Source organism: Streptomyces sp. NPDC046866, from assembly GCF_040704625.1.
GTDB lineage: Bacteria > Actinomycetota > Actinomycetes > Streptomycetales > Streptomycetaceae > Streptomyces.
Genome location: NZ_JBEYXN010000025.1, coordinates 71332 through 95245, shown reverse-complemented (window position 1 = coordinate 95245; position 23914 = coordinate 71332). Strand labels below are relative to the sequence as shown.

Annotated in this window: 6 protein-coding genes; all 6 read right to left on the bottom strand. The window is 76.2% G+C overall.

Annotated elements, in window-relative coordinates; genetic code table 11:
• Positions 1–30 precede the first annotated feature (30 nt).
• On the bottom strand, positions 31–768 hold the full coding sequence (locus tag AB0953_RS28890) for an ABC transporter permease (protein WP_366862516.1): 738 nt from the start codon (positions 766–768) through the stop codon (positions 31–33).
• A complete protein-coding gene (locus AB0953_RS28885; protein WP_366862515.1) occupies positions 765–1790 on the bottom strand; it encodes an ABC transporter ATP-binding protein in 1026 nt (341 codons plus the stop codon). The genes AB0953_RS28890 and AB0953_RS28885 overlap by 4 nt, the downstream gene beginning before the upstream one ends.
• 1 nt (position 1791) lies before the next feature.
• A complete protein-coding gene (locus tag AB0953_RS28880) occupies positions 1792–2649 on the bottom strand; it encodes a hypothetical protein (RefSeq protein WP_366862514.1) in 858 nt (285 codons plus the stop codon).
• 250 nt (positions 2650–2899) lie between these two features.
• A complete protein-coding gene (locus AB0953_RS28875) occupies positions 2900–6142 on the bottom strand; it encodes a beta-ketoacyl synthase N-terminal-like domain-containing protein (protein WP_366862513.1) in 3243 nt (1080 codons plus the stop codon).
• 5 nt (positions 6143–6147) lie between these two features.
• Positions 6148–11661 carry an SDR family NAD(P)-dependent oxidoreductase gene (locus tag AB0953_RS28870; protein WP_366862512.1) on the bottom strand — a complete coding sequence of 1838 codons (5514 nt, stop codon included), beginning with the start codon at positions 11659–11661 and terminating at the stop codon, positions 6148–6150.
• Between the two features lie 439 nt (positions 11662–12100).
• Positions 12101–23893, bottom strand: a complete 11793-nt coding sequence (locus AB0953_RS28865) for an SDR family NAD(P)-dependent oxidoreductase (protein WP_366862511.1) — start codon at positions 23891–23893, stop codon at positions 12101–12103.
• Positions 23894–23914 lie beyond the last annotated feature (21 nt).

Sequence of the window (23914 nt, the reverse complement as noted above, 5' to 3'; positions counted from 1 at the left end):
CTCGTACGTCTCGCTCCTGCGTCCCGCGCCTCAGGCGCGGACGGCCTCGCGGCGGTAGCTGCGGACGACGGCGCCCGACAGCAGCAGCGTCCAGGCGAGCAGCACGACGCCGGCGATCCAGGCCCGGGTGTCGTGCAGCAGCGCCCCGTGGCCGATGTCGGCGAGCCAGTAGCTCGGCATGATCTTGACGATGGTGACGAGCCAGTCGGGGAACCCGGTGGTCGGCAGGAGCAGGCCGCCGAGGAAGCCGAACAGGATGATCAGGCCCTGGAGGTACATCTGCTGCTGCTCGGGGGCCACGTACAGGCCGATGACGAGGCCGAGGACGGCGCAGGGCAGCGAGGCGATCCAGATGCCGAGGGTGATCTGCAGCCAGCCGGAGGCGGACATGTGGACGTCCTGGACGAGCCAGCCGAAGAGGGCGACGAACGCCGGGCCGGGCAGCGCCACGATCATCGCGACGAGCACCTTGGTGAGCAGGTACGTGCGCGGCAGCAGCGGCGTCAGCCGCAGCTGGCGGTGCCAGCCGACGGCCCGCTCGTGGGAGACGCGGGCGGTGGTGTGCATGGAGGAGGTGAACGCGCTGTACGCGGCGAGGCTGCACATCAGCCAGGCGCTGTAGGTGATGCCGTTCGACCCGGGGATGGTCTGGTTCTTGTAGAGCATGCACTCGAGCAGGTACATGACGACAGGAACGACGAACGCGAAGATGAGGAAGCGGGGGCCTCGCAGCATCCGCTTGATCTCGATGGCCAGGTAGCCGGTCATGCAGCTTCCTCCAGGGTGTCGGCCGCGTCCGCCGTCTCGGCGGCGGTCAGGGAGAGGAAGGCCTCTTCCAGGCCGGTGGCGCTGATCTCGATGTCGTGGGCCTCGGGGAAGGAGGCGATGAGGGCGCGGACGGCCCGGTCGGAGTCCTCGCAGTGCAGTTCGGCCTGGCCCAGGCGCAGGGTGGCGCCGTTGACGCCGGGGAGCTTCGCCAGCTCCTCGGCGGTCGCGCCGGGCACCGCGGCGCGCAGCATGCGGCCGGCGACGAGGGCGCGGATCTGGGCGACGGTGCCGTCGGCGGCGATCCGGCCGGAGCGCATCAGGACGACGCGGTCGGCGAACTCCTCGGCCTCGTCCAGGTAGTGGGTGGCGAAGACGACCGTGCGGCCGGTGTCGGTGAACTGGCGCATCGACTCCCAGAACTTGCGGCGGCTGCCCACGTCCATGGCGGAGGTCGGCTCGTCGAGCAGCAGCAGCTGCGGGTTGCCGATCAGCGCGCAGGCGAAGCGGGCGCGCTGGCGCTGGCCGCCGGAGAGCTTGGTGCCGCGGCGGTCGACGATGTCCTCGATGTTGGCGCGGCGCAGGACCTCGTCCATCGGGAGCGGGTTCTTGTACAGCGAGGAGATCATCCCGAGGGTCTCGCGCACCGACAGGTCGTCGATGAGGGAGCCCTCCTGCAGGACGGCGCTGGCCAGGCCCTCGCGGACGGCGATGTACGGGTCCTTGCCGAACAGGGTCACGGAGCCGGAGGTCGGCTTCGACAGCCCCAGGATCATGTCGACGGTGGTGGACTTGCCGGCTCCGTTGGGGCCGAGGAGGGCGACGACCTCGCCGGGGGCGATGGTCAGGTCGAGGCCCTTGACGGCCTCGACCTCTCCGTAGCTCTTGCGCAGTCCGGTCAGCCGGATGGCGGCCTCGGCGGCCTCGCCGGCCGTCCGGGCCGGGACGGCTGCCGCGGCCGGAGCCGCAGCGGCGGTCCGCACGGCGTCGGGGGCCGGTGACGCGGTCTTCTCTCGGGTCTTCATGTCACATCCGGATCTGTCGGGCGAGGTCCTGGGCGGTCAGCAGCTCGGCGAGGGCCCGTGCGGCGCTCTCGTCGCGCAGGAGGTCCTTGTGCTCGCAGTCGAAGCGCAGTTCGCGCGCGACCAGGCTGCGGGCCGCCTCCTCCTGGCCGGCGTTGCGGAGCCGGTTCAGGCCGCTGTGCGGGCTGGCCGAGCTGAAGGCGACGGCGCGGGCCCAGCCGTCGGTGGAGCGGAACTCCCCTGCGGCCACCACGTACGCGACGAACGCGGTGAAGGAGTCGGTGAACTCCGCGCGGGTCTCCTCGTCGAGGTCGAGGATGTCGAAGGCGGCGCTGCTGACCTCGCGGAACAGCGAGATCAGGGCCGCGCCCAGGACCGCGAGGTCCTCGGTTGACTCCAGTACCTCGTGTCCGGCGGCCGTGGCCCGGCCGATCTCCTCGGCGCCCACGATCGACTCGAACAGGTTGAGGGAGAGGTGGAACTGCCAGTACAACCCGAGCGCGTTGGCCTGCTCGGGGTCGAACAGGATCAGCTGCGGGGCGTGCTCCTGCCACTGCGTGATGCGCTCCGCGAGGGCGGTGGCGTAGGTGGCGCCGGCGCAGAAGCCGAGGACGGCGCTGACGGGACGGCCGCTGGCGCGGACGGTCTCGAACCAGCGGTCCAGGTAGGTCGCGGAGCCGGTCCCGAGGTCGGTGGCGATGGCCTGGGGAAGCGTCTCCCAGGCCGGCCGGCCGGTCGCGGCCAGCTCCAGCAGGTCGGCGAACCGGGCGTCGGGACGGCCGGTCGCCGTGAAGTCGACGGCGAGCACCAGTCCTTGCGAGCTGTTCCCGCCGATGTCGAGCCACGCGTCGTTCGTCTGCACCGGCTTCCCCTGTCTTTCCTGGCTGCGGGCGTCTGGGCGATTTGATGCTAGGAGCGGGCCCAAGCCCTGGGATCCCCTACGTCCACCCCTAGCGCCCCTTGTCCCAGGGCCCCGCGGGCCCCTCCCGTCACACGGTTCGCACCACGCGCGGAAGGGGCGCCCCGGTGGTCCGGGACGCCCCCTTGCCGTCGTGTGCCGCGGCCCAACCGTGCCGCAAGCGGCGGGTGGTACGGCGGGCAGCGTGGCGGTCCTACGCGGCGTCGGCAGCCGCTTCCGCAGCCGCCTCCGCAGCCTCGGCGGCTGCGTCGAGCTCCTCCTCCAGGAACTCCACGACCTCCTCCGGCGTGGCGTACTCGTACACGAGCGCCGCCGGCAGCTTCAGCCCCAGCGCCCGGCCGACCCGGTCCCGGAACTCGACCGCGACCAGCGAGGAGAAGCCCTGGTCGATGAAGTCCCCGTCGGCCGGGACCTCCTCCGCCGAGTCGTGGCCGAGGACGGCCGCGGCCTCGCTGCGGACCAGCTCCAGCAGCAGCGCGGCGCGCTCAGCCCCGGCCGCGGTGCGCAGCGCCGCCCGCAGCAGCTCCCCGGGGTCGGCGGCAGCGTCGTCCGCCTCCTCACCGGGCACGGCCGCGGGTACGGGTGCGGAGCCGGCCGCCCCCGGTGCCGTGCGCCCGGCCGCCGCCAGCCAGTAGTGCCGGTGCCGGAAGGCGTACAGCGGCAGCGGGATCCGCCGGGCGCCGGGCAGCACCCCCGCCCAGTCGACCGGCGCCCCGCGCAGCGCGAGGCGGGCCAGCGCCTCGACGGCGGCGAGCGGGCCGCTGCGGTCGGCGCGCTGGGCGGGGACCACCGCGGCGCGCTCGGGCGCGGCGAGGCAGTCGGCGACCAGCCCGGACAGGACCGCGTCGGGCCCGAGCTCCACGAAGGTGTCCGCCCCCTCGGCCTCCAGGGCGGCGACCGCGTCGGCGAAGCGGACGGTCTCGCGGACGTGGCGCACCCAGTAGCGCGGGTCGGCGAGCTCCTCCGGGGCCGCGGCCTTCCCGGTCAGGGTGGACACCACGGGGATGCGGGTCGGCCCGTACGAGAGGGAGGCGGCGACCCGGTGGAACTCCTCCAGCATCGGGTCGAGCAGGGCGGAGTGGAAGGCGTGGCTGACGGCCAGCAGCTTCGTCTTGTGGCCCTGCTCCTTGAAGCGGGCGGCGAGCTCCTCGACCGCCGCGGCCGGCCCGGAGACGACCACGGCCCGCGGTCCGTTGACGGCCGCGAGGTCGAGCGCGTCGCCCAGGTGCGGCCGTACGTCGTCCTCGCCGGCGGCGATCGCGGCCATGGCCCCGCCGGCCGGCAGGGCCTGCATGAGCCGGCCGCGGGCGGCGACCAGGCGGGCCGCGTCGGGCAGCGACCACAGGCCGGCGACGTGCGCGGCGGCCAGCTCGCCGATGGAGTGCCCGGCCACCAGGTCGGGGGCGGCGCCCCAGGACTCCAGGAGCCGGAAGAGGGCCACTTCGAGGGCGAACAGGGCGGGCTGGGCGTACCCGGTGGTGTCCAGGGCGGCGGCATCCTCGGCGGTGTCGCCGAAGAGCACCTCGCGCAGCGGGCGGCCGGGCGCCAGGTGCGCGTCGAGGGCGGCGCACACCTCGTCCAGCGCGGCGGCGAACACCGGCTGGGCGGCGTACAGTTCCCGGCCCATGCCGGGGCGCTGGCTGCCCTGCCCGGTGAACAGGAACGCGGTCCGGCCGCCGCCCGGGGCCTCCTGCACCAGGCCGGGGGCGGAGCGGCCCTCGGCGAGCGCGCCCAGGGCGCGGTGCAGTCCTTCGGCGTCGGCGGCCACCGCGGCGGCCCGGTGCGGCAGCGCGGTACGGGTGGTGGCCAGGGAGAACGCGACGTCGGCCGGATCGGCGGCGGCGGCCGGGTGGGCGAGCAGCCGGGCGGCCTGGGCGCGCAGCGCCTCCTCGGTCCGCCCGGACACGAGCCACGGTACGGCGGCCGGCGCGGAAGCCCCGGCCGCCCCGGAAGCCTCGGCCACTCCCGCAGCCTCGGCCGCCCCCGGAGCCTCGGGAGCCTCGGGAGCCCCGGCCACCTCAGGCGCCTGCTCCAGGATGACGTGGACATTGGTGCCGCTGATGCCGAACGCCGAGACGGCGGCGCGGCGCGGCCGGTCCACGGCCGGCCAGGGCCGGTTCTCGGTGAGCAGCGAGACGTGGCCCGCGGACCAGTCGACGTGCGGGGTGGCCTCGTCGATGTGCAGGGAGCGCGGCAGCAGCCCGTGGCGCAGCGCCTGCACGGTCTTGATGACGCCGGCGGCGCCGGCGGCGGCCTGGGTGTGGCCCAGGTTGGACTTGACCGAGCCCAGCCACAGCGGCCGGTCCGGGTCGCGGTCCTGACCGTACGTCGCCAGCAGCGCCTGCGCCTCGATGGGGTCGCCCAGCTTCGTGCCGGTGCCGTGCGCCTCGACCGCGTCCACGTCGCCGGTGGACAGCCCGGCGGCGGCCAGCGCCTCCAGGATCACCTGCTGCTGCGCGGGGCCGCTGGGGGCGGTGAGCCCGTTGCTCGCACCGTCCTGGCTGATGGCGGAGCCGCGGACGACGGCCAGGACGCGGTGCCCGTTGCGCCGTGCGTCGGAGAGCCGCTCCAGCAGCAGGACGCCGACGCCCTCGGACCATCCGGTGCCGTCGGCGGCGGCCGCGAACGGCTTGCAGCGGCCGTCGGGGGCGAGGCCCCGCTGGCGGCTGAAGTCCACGAAGGTGTCGGGGGTGGCCATGACGGTGACCCCGCCGGCCAGCGCGAGGGAGCACTCGCCGCCGCGCAGCGCCTGGACGGCCAGGTGCAGGGTGACCAGCGAGGACGAGCAGGCGGTGTCGACGGTGACGGCCGGGCCCTGCAGGCCGAGCGCGTAACTGACCCGGCCGGACAGGACGCTGCCCGCGGTGCCGGTGCCGAGGAAGCCCTCGACGCCGTCGGGGATGGCCGCCCGGTCGGAGCCGTAGTCGTGGTACATGATCCCCGCGTACACGCCAGTACGCGTGCCGCGGACGGTGGCGGGGTCGATCCCCGCGTCCTCGAAGGCCTCCCACGCCGACTCCAGCAGCAGCCGCTGCTGCGGGTCCATGGCGAGGGCCTCGCGCGGGCTGATCCCGAAGAAGCCGGCGTCGAAGGAGCCGGCCCCGTCGAGGAAGCCGCCCTCGCGGGCGTAGCTCTTGCCGAGCGCCTCGGGGTCGGGGTCGTAGAGGTTGTCCAGGTCCCAGCCTCGGTCCTCGGGGAAGCCGCGGATGCCGTCGCGGCCGTTCTCCAGCAGCTCCCACAGCTCGTCGGGGGTGGTGACCCCGCCGGGGAAGCGGCAGGCCATGCCGACGATCGCGATGGGCTCGCGGACCCGGTCCTCCAGTTCCTGGATCCGGTGGCGGGCGGCCACGAGGTCGGCTGCGGCCCGCTTGAGGTAGTCGCGCAGCTTCTGCTCGCGCTCCGCGTCGGGGGTGTGCGTCGAGGGCGTCGCAGTCATGAAGGTCAGCTCCTTGTCTCGCCGTCGAGGAGGGCGAACAGTTCGTCGTCGGAGGCGGCGGCGAGGTCGGTGGCGTCGGGCAGGCCGCCCGGTTCGGCGGCAGCCGCCGCGGACCCGGCGCGTTCGGCGTCGGCCCAGCGCGCGGCCAGGGCCTGGAGCCGGACGGTGACCTTGGTCCGGGTGAGCTTGTCCAGGCCGTCCGCGGCCAGCAGCGGCTCCAGCGCGTCCAGGCCGGTGAGCAGGGCGGTGGCCGGGTCGTCTTGGGCCGGGGCGAGGGTGCGGTGCAGGTGGGCGGCGAGCTCGTACGGGCTCGGGTGGTCGAAGACGAGGGTGGCGGGCAGCCGGACCCCGGTCAGGGCGGAGAGGGTGTTGCGGAACTCGACCGCGGTCAGCGAGTCGAACCCGAAGTCCTTGAACGGCTTGTTGACCTCCACCTGCTGGCCGGGCGCGAAGCCGAGGACGGCGGCGACCTGCCCGCACACCAGGTCCACCAGGTACTGGGCGCGGTCGGCGGGCGTCGCCAGCGCGGCGAGCCTCGCTGCGAGGCCCTCGCCCGCGGCCCCGTCCCCGGCGCCGGCGGCGGTGCGCCGGGCGGGAGTGCGTACGAGGCCGCGCAGCAGGCCCGGAACGTGCTCGCCGAGGGAGCGGGCCAGCGCCGGCAGGTCCAGGCGGACCGGTACGGCCAGGGGCCACGGGCCGGCGGTGGCCGCGTCGAAGAGCGCGAGGCCCTCCTCGGCGTCCAGCGCCCGGATCCCGGTCCGGGCCATGCGGTCCAGGTCGGCGCCGGTCAGTGCGGCGCCCATGCCGCCGGCCTCCGGGTGCCACAGGCCCCAGGCCAGGGAGGTGGCGGGCAGCCCCTGCGCGCGGCGGTGCGCGGCGAGGGCGTCGAGGTAGGCGTTGGCGGCGGCGTAGTTGCCCTGGCCGGGCCCGCCGAGGACGCCGGCGGCGGAGGAGAACAGCACGAAGGCGTCCAGTTCGAGGGCGGCGGTCAGTTCGTGCAGGTGGCGGGCGGCCTCGGCCTTGGGGGCGAGGACGCGGGCCAGCCGGCCGGGGGTGAGCGAGGCGATCGTGCCGTCGTCGACGACACCGGCGGCGTGCACCACACCGGTGACGGGGTGCGCGGCGAGCAGCGCCGCGACGGCGTCCCGGTCGGCCACGTCGCAGGCCGCCAGGACCACGCTCGCCCCCGCTGCCTCCAGCTCCGCAGCCAGCTCACGCGCCCCGGGGGCCTCGGCGCCCCGACGGCTGGTCAGCACCAGGCTGCGCACCCCGTGCTCGGCGACCAGGTGCCGGGCGGTCAGCGCCCCCAGCCCGCCCGTACCGCCGGTGACCAGGACGGTCCCGCCCTCCCGCCACACCGGCGCCGCGTCCTCAGGGGGTGTCACGCGGACCAGCCGCGGCGCGGACAGCACGCCGTCCCTCAGGACGAGTTCGCTCTCGTCCCCTTCCAGTACGGACGCGGGCACCGGACTGTCGTCGCGGTCCAGGAGCAGGATCCGGCCGGGGTGCTCCGCCTGCGCGGTGCGCACCAGGCCGGTGACGGCCGCCTGCGCCGGGTCGGCGACGTCCTCGCCGGGCAGGGCTTGGGCGCCGCGGGTGGCCACGAGGAGCCGCTGCCCCTCGTGCGCCGGGTCCTCGAGCCAGCCCTGCAGGGCCTCCAGCGCGGCCGTGGCCGCCTCGGTCGGGGTGGCGCCGCCGGCGGGCGCGTACGCGGACCAGCCCGGGGCGGGGCTGCCGAGCGCGGGCCCGTCGCCGAGCGGCAGGGTCTGGGGGCGGGCGGCCCCGGCCGCGTCCGGCAGGGCGGTCCAGTCGATCCCGTACAGGCTCTGCGGGCCGCCGGCGCGGGCGCCGAGGGCGGACAGCGGGATCGGGCGCAGGGTGAGGGCGTCGATGCCGAGGACCGGCAGCCCGGCCGGGTCGGCGGCCTCGACGGAGACGGTGCCGGGCGTCGTGCCCGGGGTCAGGCGCACCCGCAGGGCGGTGGCGCCCTCGGCGTGCAGGGCGACTCCGGCCCAGGCGAACGGCAGCCAGGCCGAGCCCGGTTCGGGGTCGGGCAGCAGGCCGCCGAGGCCGAGGGCGTGCAGGGCGGCGTCGAGCAGCGCCGGGTGCACGGTGTGGCCGGCGGTGTCGGTGTCTGCGGGCAGGGCCACCTCGGCGAGGACGGCGTCGCCGGAGCGCCAGGCTGCGGTCAGGCCCTGGAAGACGGGCCCGTACTCCAGGCCGCCGGCGGCGAGCTCGGTGTAGAGGGCGGAGGTGTCGAGCGGCACGGCCCCGGCGGGCGGCCAGACGGCGTCCGCGTCGGCGCTGGCGCCGGCCGCGTCGGCGCCGGCCGCAGGGGCGGGCCGAGCCGCAGCCAGCACGCCCTCGGCGTGCAGGGTCCACGGCGCCCCGTCGGCGGCGGCCCCCTCGGCCCGCGAGTGCACGGTGACGCTGCGGCCCCCGTCCGGAGCGGGGCCCGGCTCCCCGAGCCGCACCCGCAGCCGGACGCCGTCCCCCTCGGGGATGACCAGCGGTGCGTGCAGGGTGAGTTCCTCCAGCAGGCCGCAGCCGGCCCCGTCCCCGGCCCGTACGGCGAGGTCCACCAGGGCCGCACCGGGCAGGACGACGGTCCCGGCGACGGCGTGGTCGGCGAGCCAGGGCTGCCGGGCGAGCGAGAGCCGGCCGGTGAACAGCAGCGCATCGGAGCCGGGCGCGTCGACGGCGGCGCCGAGCAGCGGGTGCCCGGCGGCGGCGAGCCCGAGGTCGCCGGGCTCCCCGGCGGGCTGGGAGGCGGCGCTGTACCAGTAGGAGCGGTGCTGGAAGGGGTAGGTGGGCAGGTCGAGGATCCCGGTGCGGGAGGCACCGAACAGCGCGGGCCAGTCGACGCCGGTGCCGTGCGTGTGCAGGCGGGCGAGGGCCTCGGTGAGGGCCTGCGGCTCGGGCCGGTCGCGCCGGACGAGGGGGACCGCCACGGACTCGGGGTCCAGGGACTCGGCGGCCATCGCGGTGAGCACCGCGTCCGGCCCCAGCTCCAGGAAGGTGGTGACGCCCTGCGACTGAAGCGTGGTGACGGCGTCCGCGAAGCGCACCGCCTCCCGCACGTGCCGCACCCAGTACTCCGGGTCGGACAGCTCCTCGTACGAGGCGGCCCGCCCGGTCAGCGTGGAGACGAGCGGGGTCTTCAGCGGCTTGTACTCCAGGAACCGGGCGAACTGCCGGAAGTCCTCGAGCATCGGCTCCATCAGCGGCGAGTGGAAGGCGTGGCTGACGGCGAGCCGCTTGGTCTTCCGCCCGGCCTGGGCGAAGTGTGCGACGACGGCCTCGACGGCGGCCTCCGCACCCGACACGACCAGCGACGTCGGACCGTTGACGGCGGCGATCCCGGCGCCCTCGCCCAGCAGCGCCCGCACCTCCTCCTCGGAGGCCTGGACGGCGGCCATCGCACCACCGGCGGGCAGCGCCTGCATCAGCCGCCCGCGGGCAGCCACCAGCAGGGCCGCGTCCTTCAGCGACCACAGCCCGGCCACATGGGCGGCAGCCAGCTCGCCGATCGAGTGCCCGGCGACGGCCTGCGGCCGGATCCCGAAGGACTCCACGAGCCGGTACAGGGCGACTTCGAGCGCGAACAGGGCGGGCTGGGTGAAGCCGGTGCGGTCGAGGTCGGCGGGGTCCGCGTCGAAGAGGACGTCCTTCAGGGGGCGCCCCAGGTGCTCGTCGAGCGCGGCGCACACCTCGTCGAGGGCGGCGGCGAAGACCGGGTACCGGGCGTACAGTTCGCGGCCCGCGCCGGCCCGCTGGCTGCCCTGGCCGGTGAACAGGAAGGCCGGGCGGCTGCCGTCCGCGGCGGCCCGGAAGGTGCCGGGGGCGCTCACGCCGGCGGCCAGGGCGTCCAGCCCGGCCAGCAGGCCGTCCCGGTCGGCGGCCACCACGGCCGCCCGGTGGGCGAAGGGCGCCCGCTGCGTGGCCAGGGCCAGCCCGACCGCGGCCGGGTCGAGCTCCGGCCGGTCGGCGGCGAACTCCCGCAGCCGGGCGGCCTGCTCGCGCAGCGCGTCGGCGCTCTTGGCGGAGACCAGCCACGGCACGGCCGGCAGCGCGGCCGGCGCGCCCCCGCCGGCAGCGCCCTCGCCGTCGGCCCCCGGCTCCTCGGCCGCCGGGGCTTCCTCCACGATGACGTGCGCGTTCGTACCGCTGATCCCGAACGAGGAGACACCGGCCCTGCGGACCCGCTCGCCCGCCGGCCAGGGGCGGGCCTCGGTCAGCAGCGAAACGGCGCCCGCCTCCCAGTCCACGTGGCTGCTCGGGGCGTCCACGCCCAGGGTCATCGGCAGCGTCTCGTGGCGCAGCGCCTCGACCATCTTGATGACGCCCGCCACACCGGCCGCGCCCTGCGTGTGCCCCAGGTTCGACTTCACCGAACCCAGCCACAGGGGCCGGTCCTCGGGCCGGTTCTGCCCGTACGCGGCGAGCAGCGCGCCCGCCTCGATCGGGTCGCCGAGCTTGGTGCCGGTGCCGTGCGCCTCGACGGCGTCGACCTCGGCCGGGGCCAGCCGGGCGGCCGCGAGGGCCTGGCGGATGACGCGCTGCTGGGAGGGCCCGTTGGGGGCGGTCAGGCCGTTGCTGGCGCCGTCCTGGTTGATCGCCGAGCCGCGTACGACGGCCAGCACCCGGTGGCCGTTCCTGCGCGCGTCGGACAGCTTCTCCAGCACCAGGACACCGACGCCCTCGGAGAGCCCGGTGCCGTCCGCGGCCTCCGCGAAGGCCTTGCAGCGGCCGTCGGCGGCCAGCCCGTCGGCGCGGCTGAACTCCAGGAACGTACCGGCGGAGCCCATGACGGTGACGCCGCCGGCCAGCGCGAGCGAGCACTCGCCGCTGCGCAGGGCCTGGCCGGCCAGGTGCACGGCCACCAGGGACGACGAGCAGGCGGTGTCGACGGTGACGGCCGGGCCCTCGAGGCCGAGGGCGTAGGAGACGCGGCCGGACAGCACGCTGGAGGCGACGCCGGTCATCATGTGCCCGGCGATGGCGTCCGGCATCCGCGTCAGGCCGCGCAGGTAGTCGTTGCTGCTGACGCCCGCGTACACGGCGGTCGGGGTGCCGGCGAGGGTGCCGGGGTCGATCCCGGCCCGCTCCAGCGCCTCCCAGCAGGTCTCCAGCAGGACCCGCTGCTGCGGGTCCATCGCGAGGGCCTCGCGGGGGCTGATCCCGAAGAACTCGGCGTCGAAGTCGGCGGCGCCCTGCAGGAATCCGGCGCGGCGCTCGGCCGCGGCCCGCTCGCCGACGCGCTCGCGCTCGCTGTCGGCGAGCTGGCCGAGGGTCCAGCCGCGGTCGGTGGGGAACGCGGACATGCCGTCGCGGCCGTCGGCGACGAGCTGCCAGAGCTGCTCGGGGGAGGTGACGCCGCCGGGGAAGCGGCAGGCCATGCCGACGATCGCGATCGGCTCGTGTTCCCTGTCCTCGGCCTCCTGCAGCCGCCGACGGGTGTCGTGCAGGTCGGCGGCGACCCGCTTGAGCGTGTCGACCAGCTGCTTCTGATCAGCCATGGCTCTCTCTTTCCGTGTCCGGTCCCCGGCTGCGCCGCCGCAGACCGGCGGGGGGTGCGGTGAAGCGGTATCGCGTCCCGCCTGTGCCGCGTTGAAGCCCGGCCGAAGCCCGGCCTTAGCGACCGCTGCGCGAAGCCCCTCCCCGCCCCGCCCTTTCGCCGTATCCGCCTCAATCGCCGGCGGGGCTCAAAGATTCGGGGGCTCCGCCCCCGGACCCCCGCGCCCCAAACGCCGGCAGGGCTGGAAGATCCAGCCCGCGCGGCGTTTGAGCGCACCGGGCGCGAAGCGCCCGGAACCGGGTCCGGGCAGAGCCCGGTTTCGGGAAGGGGCGGGGAGGGGACTGCTCCGCGCAGCGGCCAGGCCCGAAGGGGCCCGGAACGGCCGGAGGGCCGGAGCGGGGTCGCTCCAGCCCTCCGGGCCTCGTGCAGGAAGACGCGGCTCAGCCGATGCCGAGCTCGTCGTTGATGAACGACAGGACCTCGTCGGCGGAGGCGTCCTCCAGCCTCGCGCCGACCGAGGCGGAACCGTCGACGGACCCCGCCGGGGCGCGAAGGCTGCGGAACCGCGCCAGCAGATCCTCCAGGCGGCCGGAGACAGCCGCATGGGTGTCGTCGTCCAGCGCCACGTCCGGCAGGTACCCCTCCAGCCGGTCCAGCTCGGCCAGCACCGCGGCAGCGGGATCGCTCTGCTCGGGCGCGAGCTCCCCGTTCAGCAGCCGCGCCAGCGCCAACGGCGTCGGGTGGTCGAACACGGCGGTGGCCGGCAGCCGCACCCCGGTGGCGCTGCCGAGCCGGTTGCGGAACTCGACGGCGGTCAGGGAGTCGAACCCGAGCTCCTTGAAGGAGCGGGTGGGTCCGACCGCGGCGGTTCCGGAAAAGCCGAGGACCGCCGCGGCGTAGGACTGGACGAGGTCCAGCAGCACGGTCTCCCACTCGTCGGCCGGCAGCGCCGCCAGCCGGGCCCGCAGCGCGTCCCCCGCCGCACCGGCAGCGTCCTCGGCCGCGGCACCGGCCGCCGCCCGGGCGGTGGGCCGGGAAGGCCCGCGCACCAGGGACCGCAGCAGGTGCGGTACGGGGCTGCCGTCCGCGGCGGCCCGCAGGGCGGCCGTGTTGAGCCCGATCGGCACGAGCAGCGGCTCGGTGCCGTCCCCGGCCAGCGTGGCGGAGAGCAGCTCCAGCCCCTGCTCGGGGGCGAGCGGGCGGATGCCGGAGCGGGCCAGCCGCGCCCGGTCGGCGTCGTCGAGGTGCCCGGTCATCCCGCTGGGCTCGGCCCACAGCCCCCAGGCCAGGGACAGGCCCGGCAGCCCGGTGGCCCGCCGGTGGGCGGCGAGGGCGTCGAGGTAGGCGTTGGCGGCGGCGTAGTTGGCCTGGCCGGCGTTGCCGAAGACGCCCGCGGAGGAGGAGAACAGGACGAACGCGTCCAGGTCCAGCCCGGCGGTCAGCTCGTGCAGGTGCTGCGCGGCCTCGGCCTTGGGGGCGAGGACGGCGGCGAGCTTCTCGGGGGTGAGCCGGCCCAGGGTGGCGTCGTCCAGCACGCCGGCCGCATGCACCACGGCGGTCACCGGGTGCGCGGCGAGCAGCGCCGCGACGGCGTCCCGGTCGGCCACGTCACAGGCCGCCAGGACCACGCTCGCACCCGCAGCCTCCAGCTCCCCAGCCAGCTCACGCGCCCCCGGAGCCTCGGCACCCCGACGGCTGGTCAGCACCAGCCTGCGGACGCCGTGCTCGGCGACGAGGTGCCGGGCGGTCAGCGCACCCAGCCCACCGGTACCACCGGTGACCAGGACGGTCCCGTCCTCCCGCCACAGCGGCGCCGGCCCTTCCGGCGCGGCCGGCACCTCGGCCCGCGTCAGCCGCGGTACGAGGACGGCGCCGTCGCGCAGGGCGAACTCGGGCTCCCCGGTCGCCAGGGCGGCGGCGAGCAGGCCCGCGTCGGGGACGTCGGTGCCGATGTCGGCGAGGACGATCCGGCCGGGGCTCTCGGACTGGGCGGCGCGCACGAGGCCGTGCACGGCGGCCTGGGCGAGGTCGGCGATGTCCTCCCCGGGCCCGGTGGCGACGGCGCCGCGGGTGACGACGACCAGGCGGGCCGTGTCGGTGCGCGGGTCGGCGAGCCAGACCTGGAGGTCGCCCAGGGTCTGCATGACGGTGTCCTCGATGCCGGACTGCCAGTGCACCGGGGTCAGGACGGTGCCGACGCCGTCGAGCTCGTCGGTGCCGTAGATCTCCGGCAGGCCCGGGAAGAGCGGGTCGTCGCCGAAGACGGCCCAGTCGTCCGGCACTGCGGTGTCCGGGTCGGCGGCGACCGGCGTCCAGGACAGCGCGAACAGGCTGTCGCGGTACGGGCTGCCGGTGCCGGCGGCCAGCCGGGCCAGCGCGTCGGCGGGCAGCCGGCGCAGCTGGAGGGCGTCGACGGTGGCGACCGGGGCGCCTTGGGCGTCGGCGGCGCTCAGCGTGACCGACTCCCCTCCCGCCGAGGCGATCCGGATGCGCAGCGCGCCGGCGCCGCTGCTGTGCAGGGTGACCCCGGAGAAGGAGAACGGCAGCCACGGTCCGGCGGCCCCGCCCTCGTCCGCGGTGACGAAGGAGCCGAGGGCGATGCCGTGCAGGGCGGCGTCGAGCAGCGCCGGGTGCAGCCCGTAGTCGGCGGCCGCGGGGGCCGCGTCGAGCGGGAGCGCGATGTCGGCGTACAGGGCGCCGTCGCCGCCGCGCCAGGCGGTGCGCAGGCCCCGGAACAGCGGTCCGTAGTCGAGGCCGAGGGCGGCGAGCCCGTCGTAGAGGCCGTCGGTGTCGACGGGCTCGGCGCCGGGCGGCGGCCACTGGGTGAGGTCGGCGGCGGGCGCGGCCTCCCGGTCGCTGACCCAGCCGGTGGCGTGCCGCGTCCACGGGTCCTCGGGCTGGGCGTCGTGCGCGCGCGACCAGACGTGGACGGGGCGGGCCCCGTCCGCGGCGGGTGCGTCGACGAGGACGCGCAGCTGGACCTGGCCGTGCTCGGCCAGGACGAGCGGGGCCTCCAGGGTGAGGTCGGCGAGGTGGCCGCAGCCCGCCTCGTCGCCCGCGTACCCGGCCAGTTCGACCAGGGCGGTGCCGGGGACGAGGACGATCCCGCCGACGGCGTGGTCGGCCAGCCAGGGCTGGGCGGCCAGCGACAGACGACCCGTCAGCAGCAGGCCGTCGCGGTCGGGCAGGGCGACGGCCGCGCCGAGCAGCGGGTGGGCGGCGTCGCGCTGGCCGACGGCGGCCGGGTCGGCCGCGCCGGCGGCGGTGGGCTCCAGCCAGTACCGCTCGCCCTGGAAGGGGTAGGTGGGCAGCGGAACCCGCGCCGCGCCGGGCGCGGGGGCCGGCAGGACGGCCGACCAGTCGGGCCGGACGCCGTGCGCGACGAGCCGGCCCAGGGAGGCCAGGACCCGGGTGCGGTCGCCCTGGTCGCGGCGCAGGGTGCCGGTGGTGACGGTGTCTTCGGCGTGCCCGGCGTCGGCCAGGGTGTCCTGGACGCCGACGGTCAGCACCGGGTGGGGGCTGCACTCGACGAAGACGGTGTGCCCGCCCTCGGCGAGGGCCCGCACGGCCGGTTCGAAGCGGACGGTGTGGCGCAGGTTCTCGTACCAGTAGGCGCCGTCCATGCCGCTGCCGTCGACGAGCCGGTCGTGGAGGGTGGAGTGCAGCGGGATGCGGCCCGCGCGGGGCCGTACGGGCGCCAGCAGTTCGGCGAGCTCCTCGCGCAGGGACTCCACGTGCGCGGAGTGGGAGGCGTAGTCCACGTCGATGCGGCGGGCCCGGACACCGCGCTGCTCGCAGGCGGCGACCAGCGCGTCGAGGGCGTCGGGGTCGCCGGAGACCACGGTGGAGGCGGGCCCGTTGAGCGCGGCGACGGAGATCTGGCCGGGCCAGGCGGCGAGCAGGGCCTCGGTGTCGGCGGCGGACAGCGGTACGGAGACCATGCCGCCGGTGCCGGCGAGCCGGATCAGGGCCCGGCTGCGCAGGGCGACGACGCGGGCGGCGTCCTCCAGGGTGAGGGCGCCGGCCACGCAGGCGGCGGCGATCTCGCCCTGGGAGTGGCCGACGACCGCGGCCGGGACCACGCCGAGGGACTCCCACAGCGCGGCCAGGGAGACCATGACGGCCCACAGGGCGGGCTGCACCACGTCGACGCGGTCGAGGCCGGGGGCTCCGTCGGCGCCGCGCAGCACGTCGAGCAGCGACCAGTCGGTGTACGCGTCGACGGCTTCGGCGCAGGCGGTGAGCCGGTCGGCGAAGACCGGGGAGGTCTCCAGGAGTTCGCGGGCCATGCCGACCCACTGGGAGCCCTGGCCGGGGAAGACGAAGACGGTCTTGCCGGGCGGGATGGCGAGGCCCTCCTCGGCGCCGGCGGCCGGGGCCCCTGCGGCGATCCCTTCGAGGGCGGCCATCAGGGCCGCGGTGTCCTCGCCGACGAGGACGGCCCGGTGCTCGAAGTGGCTGCGGGTGGCGGCCAGCGCGTGTCCGACGGCGGCCGGAGCGTACGCGTCCGGCGCGGCGGCCAGCTGGTCGTGCAGCCGGCGGGCCTGCTCGCGCAGGGCCTGCTCGGTGCGGCCGGTGACCAGCCACAGGGCCGGCCCGTCCGCGGCGCCGTCGACGTCGTGGACGCCATCGGCAGCGGTGTCGGCGACCGGGGCCGGGGCCGGGGCCTCCTCCAGGATGACGTGGGCGTTGGTCCCGCTGAAGCCGAAGGCGGAGACGCCGGCGCGCCGGACGGCGCCCTCGGTGCGCGGCCAGGGCCGTGCCTCGGTGAGCAGTTCCACGGAGCCGGCCGCCCAGTCGATGTGGGAGCTGGCCTCGTCCACGTGGAGGGTGGCGGGCAGTTCCTCGTGGCCGAGGGCCTCGACCATCTTGATGACGCCGGCGATGCCGGCCGCGGCCTGGGTGTGGCCCAGGTTGGACTTGACCGAGCCCAGCCACAGCGGCCGGTCCTCGGGCCGGTCCTGCCCGTACGTGGCGATCAGCGCCTGCGCCTCGATCGGGTCGCCGAGCCTGGTGCCGGTGCCGTGCGCCTCGATGGCGTCGACGTCGCCGGTGGTCAGGCCGGCCGCGGCCAGGGCCTGGCGGATGACCCGCTGCTGGGAGGGCCCGTTGGGGGCGGTCAGGCCGTTGCTGGCGCCGTCCTGGTTGAGGGCGGAGCCGCGGACCACGGCGAGGACGTCGTGCCCGTTGCGCTGTGCGTCGGAGAGCCGCTCGACGAGGACCATGCCGACGCCCTCGGCCCAGCCGGTGCCGTCGGCGGACTCGGCGAAGGCCTTGCAGCGGCCGTCTGCGGCGAGGCCGCGCTGGCGGCTGAAGTCGACGAAGGTGTCGGGGCTGGCCATGACGGTGACACCGCCGGCCAGCGCGAGGTCGCACTCGCCGCGCTGCAGGGCCTGGACGGCCATGTGCAGGGCGACCAGCGAGGAGGAGCAGGCCGTGTCGACGGTCACGGCAGGGCCCTCCAGGCCGAGCACGTAGGAGATGCGGCCGGAGGCGACACCGCCGGAGGTGCCGGTGCCGAGGAAGCCCTCGACGCCGTCGGGCAGGTTGGCGTACCCGGAGCCGTTTCCGTAGTCGTGGTAGATCAGGCCGGCGAAGACGCCGGTGGAGCTGCCGCGCAGCGTGTACGGGTCGAAGCCGGCGCGCTCCAGGGCCTCCCAGGAGGTCTCCAGCAGCAGGCGCTGCTGCGGGTCCATGGCGAGGGCCTCGCGCGGGCTGATCCCGAAGAACGTGGCGTCGAACAGCGGGGCGTCGGGCAGGAACCCGCCCTGGTCGGTGTAGGTGGTGCCGGGGCGGGTGGCGGTCGGGTCGACGAGCGCCTCCAGGTCCCAGCCGCGGTCGGTCGGCATGGCGCCCATGGCGTCGCCGCGGGCGGCCAGCAGCTTCCACAGGTCCTCGGGCGAGCGGACGCCGCCGGGGAACCGGCAGGCCATGGAGACGATCGCGATCGGCTCGTCGGCTGCGGCGGCCGGGCCGCGGCCGTCGGCCGTGACGGGGCCGCTCTGCCCGCACAGTTCGTCACGCAGGAACGTGGCGAGCACGTCGGGCGCCGGGTAGTCGAAGACGAGCGTGGCCGGCAGCCGCAGCCCGCAGGCCGCGCCGAGCCGGTTGCGGAACTCCACGCCGGTCAGCGAGTCGAAGCCGAGGTCCTTGAACGCGAGCGCCGGGTCGACCGCCTCGGGTCCGGCGTGGCCGAGGACGGCCGCCGCACTGGCCCGGACGAGGGTGAGGAGCTGCTCGTACTGCTCGGCCGGGCCGACCTGGGCGAGCTGCGCCGCGAGCAGGCCGGTGTCGGCCTTCGGGGCGCTGCGCGCGGTGCGCCGGGCGGGGGTGCGCACGAGGGCCCGCAGCAGCGGCGGGACCTCCTCGGGTGCCGCGGAGGCGGGCAGGTCCAGCACGATCGGGACGAGCGCCGCGTCCGACAGCGAGGCGGCCGTGTCGTACAGGGCGAGGCCGGTCTGCGCGGTGAGGGCGGCCGATCCTGAGCGGGCCAGGCGGGCCCGCTCGGCCTCGTCGAGGGTGTCGGCCATGCCGCCGCCCTCGGCGGCCCACAGGCCCCAGGCCAGCGACTGGCCGGGCAGGCCCTGGGCGCGGCGGTGCGCGGCGAGCGCGTCGAGGTAGGCGTTGGCGGCGGCGTAGTTGGCCTGTCCGGCGTTGCCGAAGACACCGGCCGCGGAGGAGAACAGCACGAACGCCGACAGGTCGGCGAGCCGGGTCAGCTCGTGCAGGTTGCGGGCCGCCTCCACCTTGGGGGCGAGGACGCGGTCCAGCCGCTCGGGGGTGAGGGCTTCCAGGACGCCGTCGTCGAGGACGCCGGCGACGTGCACGACCGCGGTCAGCGGGTGCGCCGGGTCGATCGCGGCGAGGGTCGCGGCCAGCGCCTGACGGTCGGCGGCGTCGCAGGCGACCATTTCGGCGGTGGCGCCGAGGTCGGCGAGTTCGGCGACGAGTTCGGCGGCGCCCGGGGCGGCGGCGCCGCGGCGGCTGGCGAGCAGCAGCCGGCCGGCCCCGTACCGGGTGACGAGGTGCTTGGCGACGAGCCCGCCGAGCGCGCCGGTGGCGCCGGTGACCAGGACGGTGCCGTGCGGGTCGAGCGGGGCGGGCACCGTCAGGACCAGCTTGCCGACGTGCTTGGCCTGCCCGATGAGGCGGAACGCCTCGGGCGCTTGGCGGACGTCGAAGGCGGTCACGGGCAGCGGGGCGAGGGCCCCGCTGTCGAACAGCTCCAGCAGCGCCGCGTACATCTCCTGGATGCGCTCGGGGCCGGCGTCCATGACGTCGAACGCCCGGTAGGTGACGCCCGGGTGGGCGGCGGCGACCTCGTCGGCGTCGCGGATGTCGGTCTTGCCCATCTCGACGAAGCGGCCGCCGCGCGGCAGCAGCCGCAGCGAGGCGTCGACGAACTCGCGGGCGAGGGAGTCCAGGACCACGTCCATGCCGCGTCCGCCGGTGGCGTCGAGGAACTCCTGCTCGAAGTCGAGGGTGCGGGAGTTGGCGATCCGCGCCGGGTCGACGCCGTTCGCCTTGACGGCGTTCCACTTGCCGGGGCTGGCCGTGCCGTACACCTCGGCGCCGAGGTGCCGGGCGAGCTGGACGGCGGCGGTGCCGACACCGCCGGCGGCGGCGTGGATGAGGACGGACTCCCCGGCGCGCAGCCCGGCGAGGTCGGTGAGGGCGTAGTACGCGGTGAGGTAGACGACGGGCGCGGCCGCGGCCTCGGCGAACGTCCACGCGGCGGGCATCTTGGACACCAGGCGGTGGTCGACCACGGCGAGCGGTCCGAACGCGCCGGAGAACAGGCCCATCACCCGGTCGCCGACCGCGAACCGGTCCACGCCGGGCCCGGTCTCGACGACGACGCCCGCGGCCTCCAGGCCGAGCCGGCCCGCGTCGCCCGGGTACATGCCGAGCACGTTGAGCACGTCGCGGAAGTTGAGGCCGGCGGCGCGCAGCGCGACCCGGATCTGGCCGGGCGCCAGCGGCTCGGCGGCCTCGGCGAAGTCGGCCACGTACAGGCTGTCGAGGGTGGTGCCGGAGAAGTCCAGCCGCCACGGCTCATCGCCCTCGGGCAGGGTGAGCGTGTCGTCGGCGGCGCGCACCAGGCGGGCCGCGTGGACGGTGCCGGAGCGCAGCGCCAGCTGCGGCTCGCCGGCGGCGAGCGCGCCGGGCAGGGCCTCCAGGGAGGCCGGGCTGTCGTCCAGGTCGACCAGGACGATCCGCTCCGGGTGCTCGGACTGCGCCGAGCGGGCCAGTCCGACGACGGCCGCGGCGGCCGGGTCGGGCAGCCGGTCCCCTGCCACGGCGGCGACGGCGCCGGCGGTGACGAGGACGAGCCGGGCCCCGGCGGGGTGCTCGGCGGCCAGCCACTCCTGGAGCAGCGCGAGCGCCCGGTGGACGGCGTCGCGGGCGTCGAGCCCCGCGGTGGTGAAGGAGGCGAAGGAGAGGTCGGGGCCTCCCGCGGCAGAAGCCGGGGAGCCGGCCTCGTCGAGCGCCGCGGCCAGGCCGAACGGGTCCTCGCCGAGCACCTCGTACGTGAAGGCCCCGCCCTCGGCGGCGCCGCCGGCCGGGACCGGGGCGAGGGGCCAGTCGAGCCGGTACAGCGACTCGTGGCGGCGGCCCGCACCGGAGCCGCCGGCGGCGAACTGCTCGGTGGCCAGCGCCCGCAGCGTCAGCGAGCCGACCTCGGCGACGGGGGCACCGGTGGCGTCGGCGAGCTGGAGGGACACCCCCGAACCGGCGGCGGCCTGCGACACCCGCACGCGCAGGGCCTGGGCCCCGGCGGCGTGCAGGGCGACGTCGCTCCACGCGAACGGCAGCTGCGGGCCCTCCCCGTCGGCCACGAACGAGCCGAGCCCGAGCGCGTGCAGGGCGGCGTCCAGCAGGGCCGGGTGGAGGCCGAAGCCGCCGGTGTCGCTGCCCTCGGGCAGGGCGACCTCGGCGTACACGTCCTCGCCGAGCCGCCAGGCGGCGTGCAGGCCCTGGAACACCGGCCCGTACTCCAGACCCAGGCCGGCGAGGTCCCCGTACAGGGAGCCGACGTCGACGAACTCGGCGCCCGCCGGCGGCCACGCGGCGAAGTCGAAACCGGGGCGCGCGCCCGCCGGGGCGAGGGTGCCGTCGGCGTGGCAGGTCCACGGCTCGTCGTCGAGCGCGTCCTCGGCCCGCGAGAAGACGGTGACGGGCCGCACGCCCGCCCCGTCGGCCTCGCCGACCATCACGCGCAGCACGGCGGCGCCCTGCTCGCCCAGCACCAGCGGTGCCTGCAGCGTCAGGTCCTGCACGACACCGCAGCCGACCTGGTCGCCGGCGCGGACGGCGATGTCCACGAGGGCGGCGCCGGGGACGATGACGGTCCCGGCGACGGCGTGGTCGGCGAGCCACGGGTGCGTGGTCAGGGCGAGGCGGCCGGTGAGGACGACGGCGTCGGAGTCGGGCAGGGCGATCGCGACGGAGAGCAGCGGGTGCCCGGCGGTCCGCAGCCCGTGCGCGCCCGCGTCGCCGGCCCGCAGCGGGGAGGTGCGCGGCCAATACCGCTGGTTCTGGAAGGCGTACGTGGGCAGCCCCTCGACCGGTCGCACGGAGGTGTCCCCGTAGAAGGCGGGCCAGTTGACGGCGGCGCCGTGCAGGTGGAGCCGCGTGACGGCCTCGGTCAGGCCCTGCGCCTCGGCCCGGTCGCGGCGGACCGCGGGGACGGCGGTGGCGCCGGCGTCGAGGGACTCGGCGGCCATGGCGGTGAGGACGGCGTCCGGGCCGAGCTCGAAGAAGGTGGTGATGCCCTGGCCCTGGAGGGTGGTCACGGCATCCGCGAAGCGGACGGCTTCGCGGACGTGCCGGACCCAGTACTGCGGGTCGGAGAGCTCCTCGTACGAGGCCGACCGCCCGGTCAGCGTGGACACGATCGGCAGGCTCGGCTCGCAGTACGTCAGCCGACCTGCGATCTGCCCGAACTCGGCGAGCATCGGCTCCATCAGCGGCGAGTGGAAGGCGTGGCTGACCACCAGCCGCTTGGTCTTGCGACCGGCCTCGGCGAAGTGCGCAACGACCGTCTCGACGGCGGCTTCGGTACCGGAGACGACCAGCGAGGTCGGCCCGTTGACGGCGGCGATACCCACCCCGTCGGTGAGAACGGCCTTGACCTCGTCCTCGGTGGCCTGGACGGCGGCCATGGCACCGCCACTCGGCAGCGCCTGCATCAGCCGACCCCGAGCAGCCACCAGCTGAGCCGCGTCCTCAAGCGACCACAGCCCGGCCACATGCGCAGCAGCCAGCTCACCGATGGAATGCCCGGCGAGCGCATCGGCCCGCACACCCCACGCCTCCACGAGCCGGTACAGCGCCACCTCCATCGCGAAGAGTGCAGGCTGGGTGTACTCGGTCCGGTTGAGGTCGGTGGCGTCCCCGTCGAACAGCACCTCCTTCAACGGCCGCTGAAGGTGCACGTCCAGCGCCGCACACACCTCGTCCAGCGCAGCCGCGAAGACGGGGTACTGCGCGTACAGCTCGCGCCCCATCCCGGCCCGCTGGCTGCCCTGCCCCGTGAACAGGAACGCCGTCAGCGCACCGCCTCCGGCGGGTGCCGTCGCCTGGAGCGGGCTCTGGCCGGCGGCGATGGCGTCCAGGCCGGCCAGCAGTGCGTCCCGGTCCGCGGCCACGACGGCGGCGCGGTGGGTGAAGGCGGCCCGCTGCGTGGCCAGCGTCAGGCCCAGGGCGGTCGGGTCGAGCCCGGGCCGTGCGGCCACGAACTCGCGCAGGCGGACGGCCTGCTCGCGCAGCGCCTCGGCGCTCTTCGCCGAGACCAGCCACGGCACCACCGGCAGGACGGCGGCCTCCACGGTGTCCGAGGGCTCCTCGGCGGGGGCTTCCTCCACGATGACGTGGGCGTTCGTACCGCTGATGCCGAAGGAGGACACGCCCGCGCGGCGGGTCCGCTCCCCGGCAGGCCACGGCCGGGACTCGGTGAGGAGGCGGACGGCGCCGGCCTCCCAGTCGACGTGGCTGCTGGGCGCGTCCACGTGCAGGGTGCGCGGCAGCTCCTCGTGGTGGAGCGCGAGGACCATCTTGATGATGCCCGCGACACCGGCGGCGGCCTGCGTGTGCCCCAGGTTGGACTTGACCGACCCCAGCCACAGCGGCTGGCCCTCGGCCCGGTCCTGACCGTACGTGGCGAGCAGCGCCTGCGCCTCGATCGGGTCGCCGAGCTTCGTACCCGTGCCGTGCGCCTCGACCGCGTCGACCTGGGCGGCGGAGATCCGCGCCCCGGCCAGGGCCTGGCGGATGACGCGCTGCTGGGCGGGGCCGTTGGGGGCGGTCAGGCCGTTGCTGGCGCCGTCCTGGTTGATGGCGGAGCCGCGGACCACGGCGAGCACCCGGTGCCCGTTCTTCCGCGCGTCGGACAGCTTCTCCAGCAGGAGCATGCCGGCGCCCTCGCCCCAGCCGGTGCCGTCCGCGGCCTCGGCGAACGGCTTGCAGCGGCCGTCGGGGGCCAGGCCCCGCTGCCGGCTGAAGTCGATGAAGGTGTCGGGGGTGGCCATCACGGTGACGCCGCCGGCCAGCGCCAGCGAGCACTCGCCGCTGCGCAGGGCCTGCGCGGCGAGGTGCACGGCGACCAGCGACGAGGAGCAGGCGGTGTCGACGGTGACGGCCGGGCCCTCGAAGCCGAAGGAGTACGCGACGCGGCCGGAGGCGATGCTGCCGCCGACGCCGAGGAAGCCCTCGACCTCCTCGGTGGCGTTGGCGAGCACCTCGCTGTAGTCGCCGTACATGACGCCGGCGAAGACGCCGGTCGACCGGCCGCGGGCGCTCGCCGGGTCGATGCCGGCCCGCTCGAAGGCCTCCCAGGAGGTCTCCAGCAGCAGCCGGTGCTGCGGGTCCATGGCCAGGGCCTCGCGCGGGCTGATCCCGAAGAACGCCGGGTCGAAGTCCGCGGCCCGGTCCAGGAATCCGCCGTGCCGGGAGTACGTCTTGCCGGCCGCGTCCGGGTCGGGGTCGTAGATGCCCTCGGTGTCCCAGCCGCGGTCCTCCGGGAAGGCGGAGACGCCGTCCCCGCCCGCGGCGAGCAGCTCCCACAGCTCGTCCGGGGTCGTCACGCCGCCCGGGTAGCGGCAGGCCATCCCGACGATGGCGATCGGCTCGTGGGCCGCCCCGGCCAGCTTGCGGTTCTGCTCGCGCAGGCGCTCGGTCTCCTTGAGGGAGGCACGCAGAGCCTCGACGATCTTTTCGTTCGGTGCAGACACCTTTACCTCACCCAATCCGCG